Annotated in this window: 17 protein-coding genes; 7 read left to right on the top strand and 10 right to left on the bottom strand. The window is 69.9% G+C overall.

All coding sequences use genetic code 11. The features are described 5' to 3' along the window. Positions 1 to 62: 62 nt before the first annotated feature. The 3 genes from AB0G28_RS28495 (at position 63) to AB0G28_RS28485 (ending at position 2,188) form a co-directional block, all read left to right on the top strand. A complete protein-coding gene (locus AB0G28_RS28495) occupies positions 63 to 770 on the top strand; it encodes a TetR/AcrR family transcriptional regulator (RefSeq protein ID WP_361095454.1) in 708 nt (235 codons plus the stop codon). A 77-nt stretch (positions 771 to 847) separates the two neighbouring features. Next, positions 848 to 1,801 (top strand): alpha/beta hydrolase-fold protein, encoded by a 954-nt coding sequence (locus tag AB0G28_RS28490; protein WP_361095451.1) that lies wholly within the window; start codon positions 848 to 850, stop codon positions 1,799 to 1,801. Positions 1,802 to 1,810: 9 nt separating this feature from the next. Next, entirely contained in the window at positions 1,811 to 2,188 is a 378-nt protein-coding gene (locus AB0G28_RS28485) for a MerR family transcriptional regulator (protein ID WP_361095448.1), read from the top strand. Positions 2,189 to 2,192: 4 nt separating this feature from the next. Here the strand turns inward: AB0G28_RS28485 and AB0G28_RS28480 are convergent, their stop codons facing one another. The 7 genes from AB0G28_RS28480 to AB0G28_RS28450 form a co-directional block, all read right to left on the bottom strand. After that, positions 2,193 to 3,113, bottom strand: a complete 921-nt coding sequence (locus tag AB0G28_RS28480) for a sensor histidine kinase (RefSeq protein WP_361095445.1) — start codon at positions 3,111 to 3,113, stop codon at positions 2,193 to 2,195. Between the two features lie 54 nt (positions 3,114 to 3,167). Then, the gene (locus AB0G28_RS28475; protein WP_361095442.1) at positions 3,168 to 3,581 is read right to left on the bottom strand and encodes a hypothetical protein; all 414 of its coding nucleotides are present in this window, start codon (positions 3,579 to 3,581) and stop codon (positions 3,168 to 3,170) included. 180 nt (positions 3,582 to 3,761) lie between these two features. Further along, positions 3,762 to 5,057 (bottom strand): ATP-dependent Clp protease ATP-binding subunit ClpX, encoded by a 1,296-nt coding sequence (gene clpX, locus AB0G28_RS28470; RefSeq protein WP_285449452.1) that lies wholly within the window; start codon positions 5,055 to 5,057, stop codon positions 3,762 to 3,764. A 232-nt stretch (positions 5,058 to 5,289) separates the two neighbouring features. Then, positions 5,290 to 5,943 (bottom strand): ATP-dependent Clp protease proteolytic subunit, encoded by a 654-nt coding sequence (locus tag AB0G28_RS28465; RefSeq protein ID WP_361095439.1) that lies wholly within the window; start codon positions 5,941 to 5,943, stop codon positions 5,290 to 5,292. 25 nt (positions 5,944 to 5,968) lie between these two features. Continuing rightward, on the bottom strand, positions 5,969 to 6,574 hold the full coding sequence (locus AB0G28_RS28460) for an ATP-dependent Clp protease proteolytic subunit (protein WP_361095436.1): 606 nt from the start codon (positions 6,572 to 6,574) through the stop codon (positions 5,969 to 5,971). A gap of 138 nt (positions 6,575 to 6,712) precedes the next feature. Continuing rightward, positions 6,713 to 8,104, bottom strand: a complete 1,392-nt coding sequence (gene tig / locus AB0G28_RS28455) for a trigger factor (protein WP_361095433.1) — start codon at positions 8,102 to 8,104, stop codon at positions 6,713 to 6,715. Between the two features lie 130 nt (positions 8,105 to 8,234). Continuing rightward, positions 8,235 to 8,825: a TetR family transcriptional regulator gene (locus tag AB0G28_RS28450; RefSeq protein ID WP_361095430.1), complete on the bottom strand. Its 591-nt coding sequence runs from the start codon at positions 8,823 to 8,825 to the stop codon at positions 8,235 to 8,237. Between the two features lie 139 nt (positions 8,826 to 8,964). On the opposite strand from AB0G28_RS28450, the gene AB0G28_RS28445 reads away from it, so the two are divergent. Then, the gene (locus tag AB0G28_RS28445) at positions 8,965 to 11,064 is read left to right on the top strand and encodes a fatty acid desaturase (protein WP_361095428.1); all 2,100 of its coding nucleotides are present in this window, start codon (positions 8,965 to 8,967) and stop codon (positions 11,062 to 11,064) included. A gap of 107 nt (positions 11,065 to 11,171) precedes the next feature. On the opposite strand, the gene AB0G28_RS28440 is transcribed toward AB0G28_RS28445, so the two are convergent. Beyond that, positions 11,172 to 11,720, bottom strand: coding sequence for a hypothetical protein (locus AB0G28_RS28440; protein WP_361095425.1), 549 nt, complete (start codon positions 11,718 to 11,720; stop codon positions 11,172 to 11,174). Positions 11,721 to 11,899: 179 nt separating this feature from the next. Between AB0G28_RS28440 and AB0G28_RS28435 the strand changes: the two genes are divergently transcribed. From AB0G28_RS28435 to AB0G28_RS28425, 3 genes are all read left to right on the top strand, one after another. Continuing rightward, on the top strand, positions 11,900 to 13,435 hold the full coding sequence (locus AB0G28_RS28435; RefSeq protein ID WP_361095422.1) for a HAMP domain-containing sensor histidine kinase: 1,536 nt from the start codon (positions 11,900 to 11,902) through the stop codon (positions 13,433 to 13,435). A gap of 4 nt (positions 13,436 to 13,439) precedes the next feature. After that, entirely contained in the window at positions 13,440 to 15,308 is a 1,869-nt protein-coding gene (locus AB0G28_RS28430; RefSeq protein WP_361095419.1) for a glycosyltransferase family 39 protein, read from the top strand. A 76-nt stretch (positions 15,309 to 15,384) separates the two neighbouring features. Further along, entirely contained in the window at positions 15,385 to 15,933 is a 549-nt protein-coding gene (locus tag AB0G28_RS28425; protein ID WP_361095416.1) for a GNAT family N-acetyltransferase, read from the top strand. Here the strand turns inward: AB0G28_RS28425 and AB0G28_RS28420 are convergent. Both AB0G28_RS28420 and AB0G28_RS28415 read right to left on the bottom strand, forming a co-directional pair. Then, positions 15,920 to 17,047: a hypothetical protein gene (locus tag AB0G28_RS28420; RefSeq protein WP_361095413.1), complete on the bottom strand. Its 1,128-nt coding sequence runs from the start codon at positions 17,045 to 17,047 to the stop codon at positions 15,920 to 15,922. The two genes, AB0G28_RS28425 and AB0G28_RS28420, sit on opposite strands and share 14 nt — an antisense overlap. Further along, entirely contained in the window at positions 17,044 to 18,093 is a 1,050-nt protein-coding gene (locus AB0G28_RS28415; RefSeq protein WP_361095410.1) for a helix-turn-helix transcriptional regulator, read from the bottom strand. Before AB0G28_RS28415 ends, AB0G28_RS28420 begins: the two co-directional genes overlap by 4 nt. Between the last annotated feature and the right edge of the window lie 179 nt (positions 18,094 to 18,272).

The raw sequence follows: 18,272 nt of genomic DNA, 5'->3' as shown, positions 1-18,272 counted from the left end.
CGGCCGCTTCCATAACTCGGTTATGTCTCCAGGTATAACAGGGTTATGGGATACTGGCAAGCATGAGCCCGAAACCGCGCGCGACCGACGTCAAGGCCCGCCTGGTCGAGGCCGCCATCCGGCTGCTCGACGACGGCGGACCCGAAGCCCTGCAGGCCCGCAAGCTGGCGGCGGAGGTCGGCGTCTCGACGATGGCGGTGTACACGCACTTCGGCGGCATGGCCGCGCTGGTCGACGAGGTCGCGCGGGCCGGTTTCCTCCGGCTGTCCGAGTGCCTGGCCGAGGCCGGGGAGACCGACGACCCGGTGGCGGACATCTTCACCATGGCCCGCGCCTACCGGCAGGCGGTCGCGGAGCAGCCGCAGCTGTTCGCCGTGACGTTCGGCCAGACCGCGCCCGGCGGCAAGCGGGCGACGCTGTCCGACCTCACCACCGAAGAAGGCCGCGAAGCCGCCCAGGAGGGCTTGGAGGCGTTCGGCCACATCGTCCGGGCGACCGAGCGGGCCATCCAGGCCGGCCGGTTCCGGCCCGCGGACGAGTACCAGGCGGCCGCTCAGTTGTGGAGCGCCCTGCACGGCTTCGTCACGCTCGAGGCTTCCGGCCACTTCGGCCCCGGCGAACAGGGCATAGACCACATTTTGCTCCCCCTCGGGATCACCATGGCGGTGGGTCTCGGGGACACTGTGGACAGGGCCGGGCGCTCGGCCGAGGCCGCGAAGGCGGCTTGGCGGGCGAGAACCGGAAACACCGGGCATGTTGATAACGAATAACCCGGTGAACGGGGCGCGAGGGAACGCGGAGCGGGTGCGCGGCGTCCTTAGTGAGGGGCCAGGGGGACGGAGACAGGGTGAACGAGCAAAACGGGGACGCGGAGCCGGCCGGAGCGGTCGCCGAGGCGGTCCAGGGCGCCCGGCGGTGGCTCAGCCGCCGTTCGGTGCTGATCGCGGGCGCGTCCGGGCTGGCCGTGACCGGCCTCGCCGTCGGGACGGCGACCGGCACGCTGCCGTTCAGCCAGGCCCTGCAGCGGACGCTGGGCGTGACGTCGTCGAACCCGACGACGCAGCTGGGCAGCACCCGCGTCGAACGCGTCTACTCCGCGGCCCGCGGCCGCATGGTCGACCTGGTGTTCATCCTGCCGTCGAAGACCCCGCCGAAGGGGCTGCCGATGTCGCTGGCGCTGCACGGCCTGCACGGCAACGCCCGCAGCGCCGTACCCACCGGCACGCTCAAGCAGCTCGCCAGCGACGTCGCCCGCAAGGCCGTCCCGGCGTTCGGCTTCGTGGCCGTCGACGGCGGCGACAACTACTGGCACCAGGTCCACCCCGGCGACGACCCGATGGCGATGCTGCTGGAAGAGGTCCCGCAGTGGCTGCGCGCCCGCGGCTTCGCCGGCCCGACCGGCCAGCCGTTCGCCTGCATGGGCATGTCGATGGGCGGGTTCGGCGCGCTGGTGTACACCCGCCGCCGGGTCGAGCGGCGCCAGCCGCCGTCCGCCGTCGCGACGCTGGCCCCGGCGCTGATCACGTCGTGGGACGAGATGGCCAAGCGGCACATCTTCACCGGCATCCAGGACTGGACCTCGCTCGACCCGCTGCGGCACATCGACGAGACGAAGACCGTGCCCAACGGCATCTGGTGCGGCACGGAGGACTCGTTCATCACCGGCGTCCGCCGCTACATCGACGCGGCGCACCCGGCGGTGGCCCACACGGCCCACGGCAAGCACGGCGACCCGTTCAACCGGACGGTGGTGCCGAGCGTGATCAGCTTCCTCGGCAAGCACGTCCCCCGCACCGACTGAGCCAGCGGCATGCGCATCGGCGAGCTCGCCAAGGCCACCGGGGTCAGCACGCGTTCGCTGCGGTACTACGAGCAGCAGGGGCTGTTGCCGGCCGCGCGGCTCGCCAACGGATACCGCGAATACGATGAGCAGGCGGTGCGCCAGGTCGCCTTCATCCAGGACCTCTACCGGGCGGGCCTTCCGTCCGAGATCATCCGCGACATCATTCCGTGCACCGGGCCGAAGCCGCCCGAGGGCGACTGCGCGGCGCTCGTCGATCGCGTCCGGCGGGTTCGCGACCAGCTGGCCCATCAGGAGCGGCAGCTCGCCGAGCGACGCGAGATGCTCGAACGCTATCTTTCGGGCGCCGCGGTCCTGGCCGGCCTGGCCGTTCCCGACTCGCCGTGAGTGTTCAGCGGGAGAAGTGGACGCGGGTCGTCGTGCGGCCCGGGACCCAGTACGTGCGGACCAGGTCGGCGAGCCGGTTCACCAGCAGCAGGCCGCGGCCGCCGAGGGTGGTCGCCGAGGGCGGGACGCGGCCGGCCAGCGGCTCGGCGATCGTCCCGGCGTCGCTCACCTCGCCGACCACCTGCGACGGCTCCGACCACAGCCGCAGTACGCCGGTGCCACCGCCGTAGAGCACGCTGTTCGTCGTCAGCTCGGCGATGGCGAGGGCGAAGTCGTCCCGCCGCGGCCGGCGCAGGCCGTGCCGTGCGGCCCAGATCTCGGCGAAACCCCGCAACGACGCCAGCTGCCCCAGGTCGAACCGGCGTTCGACGACACCCGCGGGCGGATCGAGCGGCCGGGTGAAGTCCGCGCGCACGCCGTCGGGGTCGAAGCGCGCGCTGACGAACGGCCCGGCCACGCCCCACACCTCGGGGTGGGTGCGCTCGGCGTCGGCCAGGACCGGCGGCGGCAGCGCCCCGACGTCGTAGGGGCACAGCACGGCCAGGTCGCGGCCCGCGAAGGCGTTGTTGATGAGGGCTTCGTGCTCCACGCACGCGGGGTATTCGACGTCGGTGCGGCCTGCCCAGATCGGCTCCCCCACGATCCGCACCGGGCCCGGGTGCCGGCCGGCGAACGCGTGGAGCACCGACGGCAGGATGGCACCGGGGTTGCGGCCCGCCTGCCGCATGTCGATCAGCTTGACCTGGTCAGCCCGGTCTTCCAGGGCCTTCTCGATGAGCAGCAGGTTGCGCCCGGGAACGGCGGCGGCCACCGGCTCTCCGCGGTCGAGACCTTCGAGGAGGAACGGAACGACACCGTCGAGGTACTCGGTGTCACCGCGATAGAACAGCGCCGGATGCCGAAACGGCCTGAGGGCAGCTACCACGAAGTCGGCTTACCCCACCGCCCGCTGATCGAAACCCGGCCGGCGGACGGAATTTCACTCCACCCAACGGCCCACGACGGAGATCAGCCAGAAGCCGACCAAGGTCGCCAGGGCGAACAGCAGCACCCAGCTGAACAGCTGACGCCGGGTGGTCACCCCACGGGCCCGCCACAGGCCGTAGCCCCCGACGACGAACAACGGGACCGGGATCAGCGGCAACGGCGACAGCCGCGCCACGACGGCCACGACACACGTGCCGGTGAACACGGCCAGCATGCCCATCAGCACGCGGTTCAGCCAGGGGTACCGGTCGAAGACCGACGCGATCACGCGCTCGCTCAGCTCGCGGAACCCGAGCACCGTCCCGGCCGGGGCGTCCCCGGCGGGCACCGGGGCCGGTGGCGGCGGCGCCTGCACGCCGCCGCCGGAGGCGGTGCCCCCGGGACCCGGGAAAGAGTCAGCAGTCATTCAGCTTTCCTGTCGGGTCTCCGGGCCCGTGCGGCCCGGAGAGTGCGCTGGTGCATGGCGACGATCCGGCGAAGCCGACCACACCCGAACCCGGCCCGGCCGACCGGCCCCGCGATCGCGGCGCCGGAAGCGACGCGATCGCGGACGCGGGTTCGCCGACAGACACTGCGACGTCCCGTGTCAGGCCGACTTCTCGCCGCGCTCGCTGCGCGCGCGCCGCGTCGGCTGCCGGGCGACGATCGTCGGGTTCACGTTCTCCCGGACGGTCTGCTCGGTGATGACGACCTTCGCCACGTCGTCGCGGCTCGGGATGTCGTACATCACCGGCTGGAGCACCTCTTCCATGATGGCACGCAGGCCACGGGCACCGGTGCCGCGCAGGACCGCCTGGTCGGCGATGGCCTCGAGCGCGGTCTTGGTGAACTCGAGCTCGACGTTGTCCATCTCGAAGAGCTTCTTGTACTGCTTCACCAGGGCGTTGCGCGGCTGGGTGAGGATGCTGACCAGCGATTCCTTGTCCAGGTGGCTGACCGTCGCCACGACCGGGAGCCGGCCGATGAACTCCGGGATCAGCCCGAACTTGATCAGGTCCTCGGGCATCGTGTCGGAGAAGACGTCGCTCTCCTCGATCTCGGACTTCGTGCGGATCTCCGCGCCGAAGCCGAGGCCGCGCTTGCCGACCCGCTCGTTGATGATCTTCTCCAGCCCGGCGAACGCGCCGGCCACGATGAACAGCACGTTCGTCGTGTCGATCTGGATGAACTCCTGGTGCGGGTGCTTGCGGCCGCCCTGCGGCGGCACCGAGGCGGTGGTGCCCTCGAGGATCTTCAGCAGCGCCTGCTGGACGCCCTCGCCGGAGACGTCCCGGGTGATCGAGGGGTTCTCGCTCTTGCGGGCGATCTTGTCGACCTCGTCGATGTAGATGATCCCGGTCTCGGCCCGCTTGACGTCGTAGTCCGCCGCCTGGATGAGCTTGAGCAGGATGTTCTCGACGTCTTCGCCGACGTAACCGGCCTCCGTGAGCGCCGTGGCGTCCGCGATCGCGAACGGCACGTTCAGCAGCTTCGCCAGCGTCTGCGCGAGGTAGGTCTTCCCGCACCCGGTGGGGCCGAGCATCAGGATGTTCGACTTGGCGAGCTCGACCGACTCCTCCTTGGAGTCCTTCGGCCCGGCCTTGTCGTCCGCCTGGATCCGCTTGTAGTGGTTGTAGACCGCTACCGCGAGGGTCCGCTTGGCGTCTTCCTGGCCGATGATGTACTGCTCGAGGAACTCGTGGATGTCGGCGGGCTTGGGCAGCTCGTCGAGCTTGACGTCGCCGGCCTCGGCCAGCTCCTCCTCGATGATCTCATTGCAGAGGTCGATGCACTCATCGCAGATGTAGACCCCGGGGCCGGCAATGAGCTTCTTCACCTGCTTCTGGCTCTTCCCGCAGAAAGAACACTTCAGCAGGTCTCCGCCGTCACCGATCCGTGCCATGGCCGTTGACCTCGTCCCCTCCGGCGCGGGTTTCCACGCCTGACTGTGTTGCGACGGTGCGGCCCTGCCGCACGGTGGATGCGAGCGGAGCCTCACGCATTGCCACTGACGGTACCCGTCCGATGCCGTGAGCGGGAACACCCACGGGCTTCCGGGAGCACGTCAGAGGACGACCCTAAACCAGGATGCCGGTGTGTGTCGTCTTCTCGACACACACCGGCCCGGCGGATCGCTACAGCGCCGACGCCTTCCGGTAGGGCAGCACCTCGTCGATGATGCCGTACGCCTTGGCCTCCTCGGCCGTGAGGATCTTGTCGCGCTCGATGTCGGTCCGGATCTGGTCCGGGTCCTTGTTCGTGTGCTTGGCCAGGATGACCTCCATCTGGCGCCGCACCCGCTGGATCTCGTTCGCCTGGATCTCCAGGTCGGAGACCTGGCCGTAGGTGCCCTCGGTGGCCGGCTGGTGGATCAGCACGCGCGAGTTCGGCAGCGCGTAGCGCTTGCCCGGCGTGCCGGCCGACAGCAGCACCGCGGCGGCCGAAGCGGCCTGGCCGAGGCAGTACGTCTGGATGTCCGGGCGGACGAACTGCATGGTGTCGTAGATCGCCATCAGCGAGGTGAACGAGCCACCCGGCGAGTTGATGTAGACCAGGATGTCGCGGTCCGGGTCCTCGTGCTCGAGGTGCAGCAGCTGGGCCATCACGTCGTTGGCCGACGCGTCGTCCACCTGCACGCCGAGGAAGATGACCCGCTCTTCGTACAGCTTGTTGTACGGGTTCGACTCCTTGACGCCGTAGCTGGTGCGCTCGACGTACGACGGGAGGATGTACCTCGACTGGGGGATGTTCGGGGCCCGGAAGTCACCCGGGAGCCTGAAGTTGCTCATCGAAAGTCTCCTTGGTGCTTCGGGCTCAGCGGGAGCCCGGGCGGGCGATGTCGGCGGTCAGGACGTGGTCCACGAACCCGTAGTCCTTCGCCTCCTGCGCGGTGAACCAGCGGTCGCGGTCGCCGTCCTTGATGATCTGCTCGACGGTCTGCCCGGTCTGGTCCGCGGTGATCCGCGCCAGCTCCTGCTTCCACTTGTTGAACAGGTCCGCCTGGATCGCGATGTCCGACGCCGTGCCGCCCACACCGGCCGACGGCTGGTGCATCAGGATGCGCGCGTGCGGCAGCGCGTAGCGCTTGCCCCGCGTGCCCGAGGAGAGCAGGAACTGCCCCATCGAGGCCGCCATGCCCATCGCGTAGGTCGCGACGTCCGGGCGGATCAGCTGCATGGTGTCGTAGATGGCGAACCCGGCGGTGACCGAGCCACCCGGCGAGTTGATGTAGAAGCGGATGTCGGACTCGGCGTCGTCCGCGTCGAGCAGCAACAGCTGCGCGGTGATCCGGTTCGCGACCTCGTCGTTGACCTCGGAGCCGAGGACGACGATGCGCTCCTGGAGCAACCGCTCGAACACCGAGTCGGTGAGGTTGAGCCCTGCGGTGCCGGTCCGCGCCTCGGGCGTGTGCTGCGTCACGTCTGCCTGCCTTTTCGCCGGCGGCGGCCCGGTGCTGACGGCCACCGCTGTCGTTTCAGATGCTTGAGATCTTGTAACCGACCCTAACGAACTTGGGCGGCGCGGAATGCCCGACACCGCCCAAGTTCGCTCACAGCTTCACTCCGCCGGAGTCTTGGCCGTTTCGTCGGTGACCTGCGTCTCCTCGGCTGCCGCGTCGGCGGCCGGCTCGTCGGCGCCGAACAGCTCCGAGAGGTCGACCTCGGCGCCGGAGCCGTCGGTCACGGTGGTCTTGCGGACCACGGACGCGAGGGCCTTGCCGCGCCGGACGTCGGCGTAGATCGCGGTCAGCTGGCCCGACTGCTGGGCCCGCTGGACGTACTCGTCGGGGCTGATCCCGAAGCGCTGGGCCTGGTAGATGATCCGCTCGGTGAGCTCGCCGTCGTTGACCGACACCTCTTCCTTGTCGGCGATGGTGTCCAGCAGCAGCTGCGTGCGGACGGCCTTCTCCGACTCGGTGCGGGTCTCCGCGTCGAACTCTTCGAGCGTGCGGCCTTCGGCCTCGAGGGCCTTCGCGAACTGGGCCTCGTCGTGGTCGAACGGGTGGATCGCGTCGTGCTTGCGGTTCTCGATCTCGGCGTCGAGGACCTTCTCCGGGATCGGGACCTCGGTGCGCTCGAGGAGCTGGTCGAGGACCTTGTCACGGGCCTGGACGCCCTGCTGCATCTTCTTGACGCGGCCGAGGCGCTCGCGCAGGTCGTTCTTGAGCTCTTCGATCGTGTCGAACTCGCTCGCCATCTGGGCGAACTCGTCGTCCGCCTCCGGCAGCTCGCGCTGCTTGACCGACTGGACGGTGACGGTCACCTCGGCGTCCTTGCCGGCGTGCTCCCCGGCGACGAGCTGCGTGGTGAAGGTCTTCGTGTCGCCGGCGTTCGCGCCGATGATCGCCTCGTCGATGCCGTCGACGAGCTGGCCGGAGCCGATCTCGTAGGACAGCCCCGAGGTGGCGGCCTCCTCGACGGCCTCGCCGTCGACGGTCGCGGCCAGGTCGATGGAGACGAAGTCGCCGTTCTCGGCCGGGCGGTCGACGCCGGTCAGCGTGCCGAAGCGGGCGCGCAGCTCGTCGAGCTGCTCGTCGACCTCGGCGTCGGTCAGCTCGACGTCGTCGACGGTGATCGCGAAGCCCTCCAGGTCGGGCAGCTCGATCTCCGGGCGCACGTCGACCTCGGCGGTGAACTCCAGGACGTCGCGGTCCTCGAGCTTGGTGACGTCGAACTCGGGGTTGCCGAGCGTGCGCACCTCGTTCGCCCGGACGGCCTCGATGTACTTCGCCGGGATGGCCTCGTTGACGACCTCGTCGAGCACCGGGCCGCGCCCGATCCGGCTTTCCAGGACGCGAGCGGGCGCCTTGCCGGGCCGGAAGCCCGGGATGCGCACCTGCTGGGCGATCTTGCGGTAGGCGCGGTCGAAGTTCGGCTGAAGCTCGTCGAACGGCACCTCGACATTGATCTTCACTCGCGTCGGGCTGAGCTGCTCGACGGTGCTCTTCAAGGTCTTCTCCTCGAGCGGTAACGATTGTGTTGGACAATCCTGCGGAAACGGCCCCTGGTCAACCTGCAGGCCGGGACGTCCGAGTCTAGGCCAGTGGCCTCGGCCGCCGGGGCGGGGGCTACCTGCAGCGTCAGGCGCCGAGCATCCGGCCGATCACCCAGCGCATCTGCCCGGTCGCGTGCTCGACCGACCCGCTGGGCTGCACCAGGTGGGACAGCAGCAGCCGGACGATGGCTTCGACGGCGACCGTCCATTCCGACGGGCTCAGCCGCACCTCCGGGTAGCACCGCGCGAAGAGCGCCGCCAAGGTGTCGACGGACCGTTCGAGCACCCCCTCGGACCGGGTGGTGAGCAGCGGGAGGAAGTCGTCGCGGCCGCCCTTCGGGCAGCCGAGCGCGACCACCAGGAGCGGGTTTCCCCGGGCGGCTTCGAGGGTCTGGCGGAACGCCGCGGTGATGCCGTCGACGGGGCGGCCGGGGTAGGCGGCGACGACCTCGGTCACGCGCTCGGTGAAGCGGCCGGTCTCCCGCAGCACCAGCGCCTCGGCGAGCTCGGCCTTGGAGCCGAGTTCGTTGTAGACGGTCTGCCTGCTGACGCCGACGTGCGCGGCCAGCTTGCCCATCGTCACGGCGGCCCAGCCTTCCGCGGCGATGAGGTCGGACGCCGCGGCCAGCAGCCGTTCCCGGGTGCGCACGGGGGCGGGAGGGGTGACGACGTTCACAAGGGAAGCTTACCCGGCGCTTGCATTCGGGCTGGCGGACACCTTTTTTCGAAGCCTGCCCGAACGTTTACAAACAACTCGGGGTTGTCTACGGTGACTCCCGCCTCGCCAGGAGCTTCTCGACCGAGGAGACCGCTCGATGCCCGTCGTCGATACCCCGCCGCGTGACTCCGGGACGTCCCCGGTGCCCGCGGCCGGTGTGCCGGCCTCCCCCGCGGTGCCTTCGCCGCGCATCCCGCTGCCCCGCGTATCGGTGCCGACGCTCCTGCTGTTCGCCGGCGGTGTCGCCCTGTGGGTCACCGCGACCTGGCTGCTGCTCACCGGGGTGGCGCCCGGCGTGTTCACCGTTCCCCTGCACGCGATCGTCACCTTCACGATGTTCACCGTGGTGCACGAATCGGTGCACCACGCCGCAGGAAAGCTGACGTGGGTCAACGAGACGCTCGGCAGGCTCGCGATGCCGTTCGTCGCCGTCTACGCGTCGTTCCCGCTGCTCCGGTTCATCCACAGTGAACACCACCGCAACACGAACGCGGACTCGCACACCGACCCGGACGCGTGGACGTCGCAGGGATCCTGGTGGTCATTGCCGTTCCGCTGGCTGACGATCGACTTCTGGTACGCCCGCTTCTACACCGCACGCGTGCGCGGCCGCCCGGCACCGGAACGGGCGGAGACGATCTTGGTGCTGTCTCTGGCATTCGCGGCGGCCGCGGTGCTGATCGCCTGCGGCCACGGCCGGGAGCTGCTGCTGGCATACGTGCTCCCGCAGCGGATCGGGCTGGCCGTGCTGGCCTGGTGGTTCGACTGGCTGCCGCACCACGGCCTGCCCGCCGCGAAGCCGCGCGACAAGTTCGGCACCACGCGGGTGCGGGTGGGGCTGGAGTGGCTGATGACGCCGATGATGCTGTTCCAGAACTACCACCTGGTGCACCACCTCCACCCCGCCGTGCCGTTCTACCGCTACCTGCGGGCGTGGAAGGACAACCGCGAGGCCTACCTGGCCCGCGACGTCCCGATCATCACGGCGTGGGGCCGCGAGCTGACGCCGTCGGAGTACCGCGCGTGGCGGCGGCTGACCGACGACCTCGGCTGCCCCGAAACCGCTCCCGAGCCGCCGCCGACGGGACCCAGCCGGTTCCACCGGCTGCGCGTGCGGCGGGTGCGGCCGCTGACCGCGGACGCCGTCGAGATCACCTTCGAGGTGCCGGAGCGGCTGGCGCCGGAGTTCCGGTTCCGGCCCGGCCAGCACGTGGCGGTCCGCGCGGTGCTCGACGGCAGCCCCGTGCGGCGGACGTACTCGATCTGCGCGCAGGCGGGTTCGGGCGAGCTGCGGATCGCGGTGAAGCGGCGTCCCGGCGGCGCGTTCTCCGGCTTCGCGACCACGACGCTGGCCGCGGGCGACCACCTCGACGTGCTGCCGCCGTCCGGCGCGTTCACGTTCACCCCGGACCCCGCGCGGACCGCGCACTACGTCGCCCTGGCCGCGGGCAGCGGCATCACGCCGGTCCTGTCCATCCTGGTCAGCGCGCTGACCGAGGAGCCGCACAGCCGGGCGACGCTGCTGTACGTCAACACCTCGGGCGCCACGACGCTGTTCGCTTCGGAGCTGAGCGCGCTCGCGGAGAGGTTCGGCGGGCGGCTCCACGTCGTCCACTACCGCACCGACGAGCGCGACCCCGACCTGCACACCCACCGGCCCCGGCACTTCGACACGATCGGCGAGGCGCTCGCCATCTCGCACGAGCGGTACCAGCGCGGCCGGCTCGACGGGACGCGGCTGCGCGCGCTGCTGCAGAACCGGCTGCACCCGGCGAAGGTCGACGAGTGGTTCCTGTGCGCCCCGCGCGGCCTGGTGGACCTGGCCCGGCGCACCCTGGCCGACGCGGACGTCCCGGAGGAGAACGTCCACTTCGAACTGTTCCGCGGCGCGGCGCCCCCGAGCGACCCGGCGGGCACGGCGGCCCGGGTGGCGGTGACGCTGGGCGGGACGACGACGTGCGTCCCGGCTTTCGCCGGGGAAACGGTCCTGGACGCGGCCCTGCGGGCGGGCTTCGAGGTGCCGTACTCGTGCACGGGCGGCGCGTGCGGCACCTGCCTGGCGACGCTGCGGCACGGCCAGGTGGACATGGACGTCCGCTACGCGCTGACCGAGGACGACGTCGCGGCGGGCCGGATCCTGACGTGCCGCTCCCGCGCGACGACCCCGGAGGTCACGGTCGACTACGACCGCCGCTGACCCCGCCAGAACACCCCAATGTGGCGTTGGTTGCGTCCAACGCACCCAATGTGGCGTTCGGTGCGTCCAACGCACCCAACGCCACATTGGGGTGCTTGGGGCCGGGCTCAGCCGGTGCGGGTGGGTGCGCCCGAGGGCGGCGTGCCCTGGCCGCCGCCCGGCCCTCCCGCCTCGCCGTCGGTCACCGAGGTCGCCGTCGCCGTGCTACCGGATTCCGTGGCCACCACCGTGACGGTGTCGCCGGTCGCCAGGCCCGTCGCCTGATCCGACGTGATCGTGTACGTCTTCGAGAACCCGTCGTCGCTCTTCGCGGTCAGCGACGTCGCGCTCAGCGCCGTCACCTCGCCCGTCTGCATGATCTTCGTGACGTAGCCGCCGTTGCCGTCGGACGCCACGTACTCCCCGTGCAGGGCCGCGCCCAGGCCGCCGCCGCGCGGGCCGCCGGTCATGCCGCCCGGCCCCGCCTGGGTATCCGTCGCGGCCGACGACGACGAAGCGGCCCAGACCGCCGCTCCCCCGCCGGCCACGATCACCGCCGCGACGGCGCCCGCGGCGATCTTCCGGCCCGGCGACCAGCCCGGCCGCGGGGGCGTGCCCGGCGCGGGCGCCGCGCCCCACGTCTGTTCCGGAGTGGACGGTGCCTGCGGTGTGGTCATCTGGTGCTCCTCAACGAGATCGTTCGGTGCGATCCACGGTGGGGTCACCGGCTGTGCGCGCACTGTGCCTGCCGTCAGCCGTTCCTGTGACCGGAAATATCGGGCACCGGCCGGCACCACACAGCGGCCTCACAGGCAGCGCACAAGCCGCACACACGGCACGGACCGACGCTGGCTCCATGGCCGCGCGAACCATCCCGCCACGCCCCCGCCGGGGGCGGCTTTCGCTGCGCGCGAAACTGACCGGCTCGGTGGTCGTGCTGCTCACCCTGGTGTGCCTGATCGTCGGGGTGGTCAGCGAGTTCGCGCTCGATCTGTTCCTGACCCGCCAGATCGACCAGCAGCTGTCGGCCGCGGCGAACCGCTCACTGGTCTTCGCGAGCAACGCCCGGCCACCGGACGGCGGCCCGCCGCCGGACCGGAAGGGCCAGCACCCGCTCGGGCAGAACGTCGGCACGGTGAGCGCCACCTTCTCGGGACAGCTGCTCGTCCGCGACGACAGCATCTCCGAGCACGGCGGCCCGCTGAACCTGACCGCGGCCCAGCAGGCCGTCATGCTGTCGGTGCCCGCCGACGGCAAGCCGCACACGATGTCCTTCGACAACCTCGGCGAGTACCGGCTGATGGCGCTGCCGGTCGCCGGGACGTCCGAGGTCGTGGTGACCGGCCTGCCGATGAAGCCGGTCACCGACACGCTGCTCACGGTCGGGCTGATCCTGTTCGGGGTGGCCGCCGCGGGCGTGCTCGGCGCGGCCTTCCTGGGCGCGTTCGCGGTCCGCCGCACGCTGCGCCCGCTCGACCGCGTCGCGGCCACCGCCGGGCGCGTCACCGAGCTGCCGCTCGACCGCGGCCAGGTCGCGCTGTCCATCCGCGTCCCCGAGGCCGACACCGACCCGCGGACGGAGGTCGGCCAGGTCGGCTCGGCGCTGAACCTGATGCTCGGGCACGTCGCCCAAGCCCTCGAAGCACGCCACGACAGCGAAATCCGCGTCCGCCAGTTCGTCGCGGACGCCAGCCACGAGCTGCGCACGCCGCTGGCCGCGATCCGCGGGTACGCCGAGCTGGCCGCCCGGGGCAGCGCGCTGGTGCCGCCGGACGTCGCGCACTCGATGGGCCGGATCCAGTCCGAGGCCGTCCGGATGACGGCGCTCGTCGAGGACCTGCTGTTACTGGCGCGGCTCGACGCGGGCCGCCCGCTCGACGTGCGCGAGGTCGACCTCACCCGGCTCGTCGCGGACGCGGTCGGCGACGCCCGGGTCGCCGGGCGCGAGCACCGGTGGCTGCTGGAGCTGCCCCCGGAGCCGGTGCTCGTGCTCGGCGACGTCCAGCGCCTGCACCAGGTGCTGGCGAACCTCCTTGCCAACGCCCGCACGCACACCCCGCCCGGCACGACGGTGGTGACGGCGCTGACGCGCTCGGCCGACGGCAACAGCGTGCTCACGGTGACCGACAACGGCCCCGGCATCCCGCCGGACCTGCTGCCGGACGTGTTCGAGCGGTTCGCCCGCGGCGACTCCTCGCGGTCCCGTACCGCCGGCAGCACCGGGCTGGGCCTGGCGATCGCGTCCGCGGTCGTCGTCGCCCACCACGGCACGATCGAGGTGCACAGCCGTCCGGGCCGGACGGAGTTCGCGGTGCGCCTCCCCGTGGCCGTCCCCGCACAGCGGGTGCACAGCGTCGGCACAACCCGGCCCCAGCTCGGCACCGGAAGCTGATCTCATGACCGCTCTCGCCTCGCGCGAAACCGTTGTGACCCCATCTCCGCTTGCCGGCGCTTCGTGGCACCGCCCCGCCCTGGCCGTCCTGCTGCTGGGCACGGCCGTGCTCTACCTGTGGGGCCTCGGAGCGTCGGGCTGGGCCAACGGGTTCTACTCGGCGGCGGCCCAGGCGGGCTCGCAGAGCTGGAAGGCACTGTTCTTCGGCTCGAGCGACGCGGCGAACGCGATCACGGTCGACAAGACCCCGGCGGCGCTGTGGGTGATGGGGTTGTCGGCCCGGCTGTTCGGGGTCAACGCGTGGAGCATCCTGGTCCCGCAGGCGCTGATGGGCGTGGGTTCGGTCTGGCTGCTGTACGCGACGGTCCGCCGCACGTCCGGGCCAGCCGCGGGACTGGTCGCCGGCTTGGTGCTGGCCCTGACGCCCGCCGCCGCGCTGATGTTCCGGTTCAACAACCCGGACGCGCTGCTGGTGCTGCTCCTGGTGGCGGGCGCGTACTGCGTGGTCCGTTCTCTGGAAAAGGCGAGCCCGCGCTGGCTCGCACTGGCCGGCGTCGCGGTCGGCTTCGCTTTCCTGGCCAAGATGCTGCAGGCGTTCCTGGTGCTGCCGGCGTTCGCTCTCGCTTACGTGGTCGCCGCGCCGGTCTCGCTGGGCAAGCGGCTGCTGCACCTGCTGGGTGCGCTTGTTGCGACGTTGCTGGCGGCGGGCTGGTACCTGCTGGTCGTCGCGCTGTGGCCGGCGGCTTCGCGCCCGTACATCGGCGGCTCCCAGACGAACTCCCTGTGGGAGTTGATCTTCGGCTACAACGGCTTCGGCCGCATCACGGGCGACGAGGTAGGCAGCGTGGGCGGCGGCGCCGGCCGAGGCTGGGGCTCGACGGGCCTGACCAGGCTGTTCGGGAGCGAGATGGCGGGCGGAATCGCCTGGCTGCTGCCCGCGGCCGTGCTGGCACTGGCAGCAGGCCTGTGGTTCACCCGCTCGGCCCCGCGCACGGACCGTTCGCGGGCAACCCTCCTGCTGTGGGGCGGCTGGCTCCTGGTGACGGCGTTGGTGTTCAGCTATATGGGCGGAATCATCCACCCGTATTACACGGTGGCGCTGGCCCCGGCGGTGGGAGCGTTGGTGGGAACGGCGGCGGCCCAGCTGTGGCGCCTCCGCTCGCACGCCTCGGCATCGGGCTTGCTCAGCGGCGGAGTGGCGCTGACGGCGTTGACGGCGTACCTGGTGCTGTCGGGATCGTCGTGGCAGCCGTGGCTGGCCCCGACGGTGCTGGTGGGCGGCCTGCTGGCGGCAGTGGCGCTGTTCTTCGCAGCACACCTGACCCGCTGGGCGGCCGGTTTCGTGGCGGCGTTTTCACTGGTGGTCCTGCTGGCCGGCACGGGCGCGTACACACTGGCAACGGCGGCGACCACCCACAGCGGCGCAATCCCCTCGGCCGGGCCGTCTTCGGGCTTCGGCGGCCGTTTCGGTGGTCCTGGCGGCCCGGGCGGCTTCCGCGGCGGCCCTGGTTCTCTGCTTTCGACGACGTTGCCGGGCGCTTCGCTCACTGCGTTGCTCCAGCAGGACGCTTCCCACTACACCTGGACAGCGGCAACGGTCCTGTCGAACGCGGCGGCGGGCTACCAGCTGGCGAGCGGCGCCCCGGTGATGGCCGTGGGCGGGTTCAACGGGACGGATCCGTATCCGACGTTGGAGCAGTTCCAGCAGTACGTGGCGGCCGGGCAGATCCACTACTTCCTGGGCGAGGGCATGGCGATGCAGGGCAACAGCGGCTCGGACGCGGCCCAGCAGATCGCGGAGTGGGTGGCCGCGCACTTCCAGTCGTCTACTGTGGACGGGGTAACGGTCTACAACCTCACTACGACCGGCTGACCGACGAAAGCTCCCTGGTCAAAGAGCTGTCGCGTCCGGCAAAATGATGGGGCCCCGGCGAACAGGAGTACCTGCCGTGACCGAGCCCGACTTCAGGCCGGCCCGCGCAGATGACGTGTTTCCGTTCGCAAGAGCCTTGGGTGACCACGGATTCTTCATCGACCGGCTACGCCGCCAGCGAAACGGCCGGGGCGCCCTGTTCGTCGCTTGGCTGGGCGACCGCCCGGCCGGCGACGTCTACCTGTGGCTGGAACGGGCGGAGGAGAAGCCGATCCAGTGGCATCTGCCCGGAGTACCGCTGTTGACCCATCTGGAGGTACACAGCGAGCTGCGTAACCGCGGCATTGGGAGCGCACTGGTCGGTACGGTCGAGCGGTACCTGATGGAAGAAGGGTACGAGCGGGTCGCGTTGGCGGTCCGCACCGACAACACCCGAGCAAGGGAGCTGTATCGACGGCTGGGTTATGTGGACTGGGGTCACGGCGAGGTCGTCTGCTACGCGCGGACGACCTCGCCGGACGGCCGGATCCAAGAGGAGGCCGAGCTGTGTCACGTCTTGGTCAAGGATCTCCTGCCGGTCATACCCGCGCAAAAGATTCGTTCGAACGGCACTACACGCCGATAGCGGCACCGCGATGGACGCGGGTGTGGTCGATACCGAGGCTCTCGAGCGCAGCGTCGACGCTCGAACCGTCTCGACGCGATCCCAACATGTCATCACGCCAGCGATCGCTGTCATCCTGCCAGGCGCGCAGATAGCCAACGCATAGCTCCGGGGTGATGAGGTGGCTTCGCCCGATCGCCGCCTTGAGCGCGACGATCATCCGCTCTTTCTGGGCTGGTTCGATCGCCGACGACTCCACGCGTTCGATGGTGCGGCGAATGATGCGCCGTCGGCTGGGCAGGAAAGCGCTCCAGTACTTCTCGTCAGCGTCCGAGAGAGCGAAACCGCTGTCCAGCAGGCCGAACACTCCTTCGGCAAGGGTGTCCCCCAGCTCTTCGCCACGGGCACGCCGGGCGTCACGGTAAGGATCGTAGGGTTGCTGGATCGCCAGGCCCATGGCCGCCGAACGCCGCAGCCCCACCCCATCGAGCAGAAAGAACCAGTCTTCGTTGTAGATGTTGGGAAAGAACGAATCGAACGCGGCCTCGCCCACGACGAGCGCGCCACCACCGATGAACGTGGCTTGGGCGACACCAACGTCCCTTAGTGCGTGGCACACCACGGAGTTGTCTGGCATACCGCCGTTTCTCAGCCCGACGACCGAATGTTGGCCGAGCATTCCGGCCGCTGCTTCGAGATCATCCAGGTCGGGTAACACGATATCGTCGTCCAGGAAGAGGATCCGTCTCCAGCCCGTGAGTGCCGCGACGGACAGGCCAAGGTTCCGTTTGAGGCTGGTGTCGACGTTCCGGCGGAACCGAGTGGACTGAAGCAGCCGATCCGTATCGAACTTGAATATGCCCCATTCAGCCAACCCTCGGACATCGATCGCTGTGACCCGGACGCCGGCACGGCTAGCATAAGCCGCAGCCCGTGTAGCATCGGCCCGCAGACTGCACAGCAGCAACAGGTGCGCATCAAGTTGTCTTGCCGCGTCGATGGCTTGCCTCAGGTACGGCGATGTGCGGCCATTGGGCACGATGATCGCGTCCAGCTTTGCTCGCAAAGCGCTATTGCCGTCCGGGTGAGTCAGCAGCCCCTGATGCGAGGGATGCTGCCGCTCGTCCTCGCTCATGCGCCGGCCTCGGGCCACTCGTGCAACCTGTTCTCCTCGACAGTCCAGTCCGGGGTGAGCCCCTGCCCGCCGACGACGGGCACACGGCTGATCACGCTGAAGGTTTTGGCGTCACCGAAGCGACCCTGCAGGTATTCCCAATTCCGATCACGAAAGCGTGCGTCGGTGAGCGCCCGGACTGCGCCAAGCGTGCCGCGGCCGTACATGCCGTTGCACACCGTAACGGTGCGCTCTCGATTGAACGGACTGACGCTTCTGTAGAAGTGCGCTACGTCTTCCAGTAGATGCCCGTCAGCGTCAAGCCGCGGTGCGAACAGGCGGCTGTGACCACCCTGTTCCACCCGGAAACCACCGTGCTCGGCTTCGTCCTCGCGAGCGACCTGCTGCACCGGTAGCTTGGCCCGATCGATCACATTCCTGGTCACGGTGTTCCAGTCCACTCCGCCGAGCAGGACCAGGTGTGCCGTGTAGTCGTCGGCCTTCAGCTCCCCGACGGTCAGGAACTTGACGTGGTTGTCGGGATTGCGTGACCGGATGTGACCGAACAGCTCGATCAACGCGTCCGGGTCGGCGTAGGTGTACAGCAAGACGTAGTCGGCGTTCTCGGGGTCCGCGTAGGTGAGATTCCGCCGGTACTCCTCCGGGAGTTGGGCGCAGACGATGGTGATGTCCTCGTCTTCCCCGAACTGCCAGAAGTCGGTCTGAGCGGGAAGCGGCGCGGTGAACTCTCGTTCGTCGCGCAACCAGAGCAACTCGTCCAGCAGGTCCTTACGGCGTACTTGTTCCACGTCCGTCAGCTGTCCGACAGGCAGAACAACGTCACCGTTCATCTTCAGCGGGCTCGCGAACAGTGTTGCGTAGGCGTTCAACCGATGTACCGGCGGGGTGACCGGCTTCTCGGTGTTCTCCCAAGACGAGATGAGCGAGATGCTGAGCGGCTTCCCCTCGCCGAGAGCCTGGGCGAGCTGAGCCTGGGTGATCCCTGCATCCTCTCTCAGCGCGCGCAGGCGGCGCGCAAGCGCAGGCCGCGGCTTCGCTGAGGACATGACCAGCCACCCTTCAGGGAAGTTCAGTGTAGTTCAGTAGAGGTAGGTAAGGGCAAGAACTTTACGCTTGCCTACCTGGGCCTCCGCGAGTGCCCACGCCGAAGCCGACGCTGAACCGTACCCGAAGGGGGGATACCCTAGGCACCGAACCGATAACAACCCGCATAGCCGCCGTTGTC

It is taken from the genome of Amycolatopsis sp. NPDC021455 (assembly GCF_040640995.1).
Classification (GTDB): Bacteria; Actinomycetota; Actinomycetes; order Mycobacteriales; family Pseudonocardiaceae; genus Amycolatopsis.
The sequence above is the reverse complement of the archived record's forward strand: the minus strand, read 5'-3'. Positions and strand labels throughout refer to the sequence as shown.

What these genes read in the sequence shown, in the direction of transcription:
- clpX (WP_285449452.1), bottom strand. Translation starts at nt 5,057, where the DNA reads ATGGCACGGATCGGTGACGGCGGAGACCTGCTGAAGTGTTCTTTCTGC.
- AB0G28_RS28440 (WP_361095425.1), bottom strand. Translation starts at nt 11,720, where the DNA reads ATGACCACACCGCAGGCACCGTCCACTCCGGAACAGACGTGGGGCGCG.
- AB0G28_RS28465 (WP_361095439.1), bottom strand. Translation starts at nt 5,943, where the DNA reads ATGAGCAACTTCAGGCTCCCGGGTGACTTCCGGGCCCCGAACATCCCC.
- AB0G28_RS28495 (WP_361095454.1), top strand. Translation starts at nt 63, where the DNA reads ATGAGCCCGAAACCGCGCGCGACCGACGTCAAGGCCCGCCTGGTCGAG.
- AB0G28_RS28435 (WP_361095422.1), top strand. Translation starts at nt 11,900, where the DNA reads ATGGCCGCGCGAACCATCCCGCCACGCCCCCGCCGGGGGCGGCTTTCG.
- AB0G28_RS28415 (WP_361095410.1), bottom strand. Translation starts at nt 18,093, where the DNA reads ATGTCCTCAGCGAAGCCGCGGCCTGCGCTTGCGCGCCGCCTGCGCGCG.
- AB0G28_RS28430 (WP_361095419.1), top strand. Translation starts at nt 13,440, where the DNA reads ATGACCGCTCTCGCCTCGCGCGAAACCGTTGTGACCCCATCTCCGCTT.
- AB0G28_RS28420 (WP_361095413.1), bottom strand. Translation starts at nt 17,047, where the DNA reads ATGAGCGAGGACGAGCGGCAGCATCCCTCGCATCAGGGGCTGCTGACT.
- AB0G28_RS28445 (WP_361095428.1), top strand. Translation starts at nt 8,965, where the DNA reads ATGCCCGTCGTCGATACCCCGCCGCGTGACTCCGGGACGTCCCCGGTG.
- AB0G28_RS28485 (WP_361095448.1), top strand. Translation starts at nt 1,811, where the DNA reads ATGCGCATCGGCGAGCTCGCCAAGGCCACCGGGGTCAGCACGCGTTCG.
- AB0G28_RS28475 (WP_361095442.1), bottom strand. Translation starts at nt 3,581, where the DNA reads ATGACTGCTGACTCTTTCCCGGGTCCCGGGGGCACCGCCTCCGGCGGC.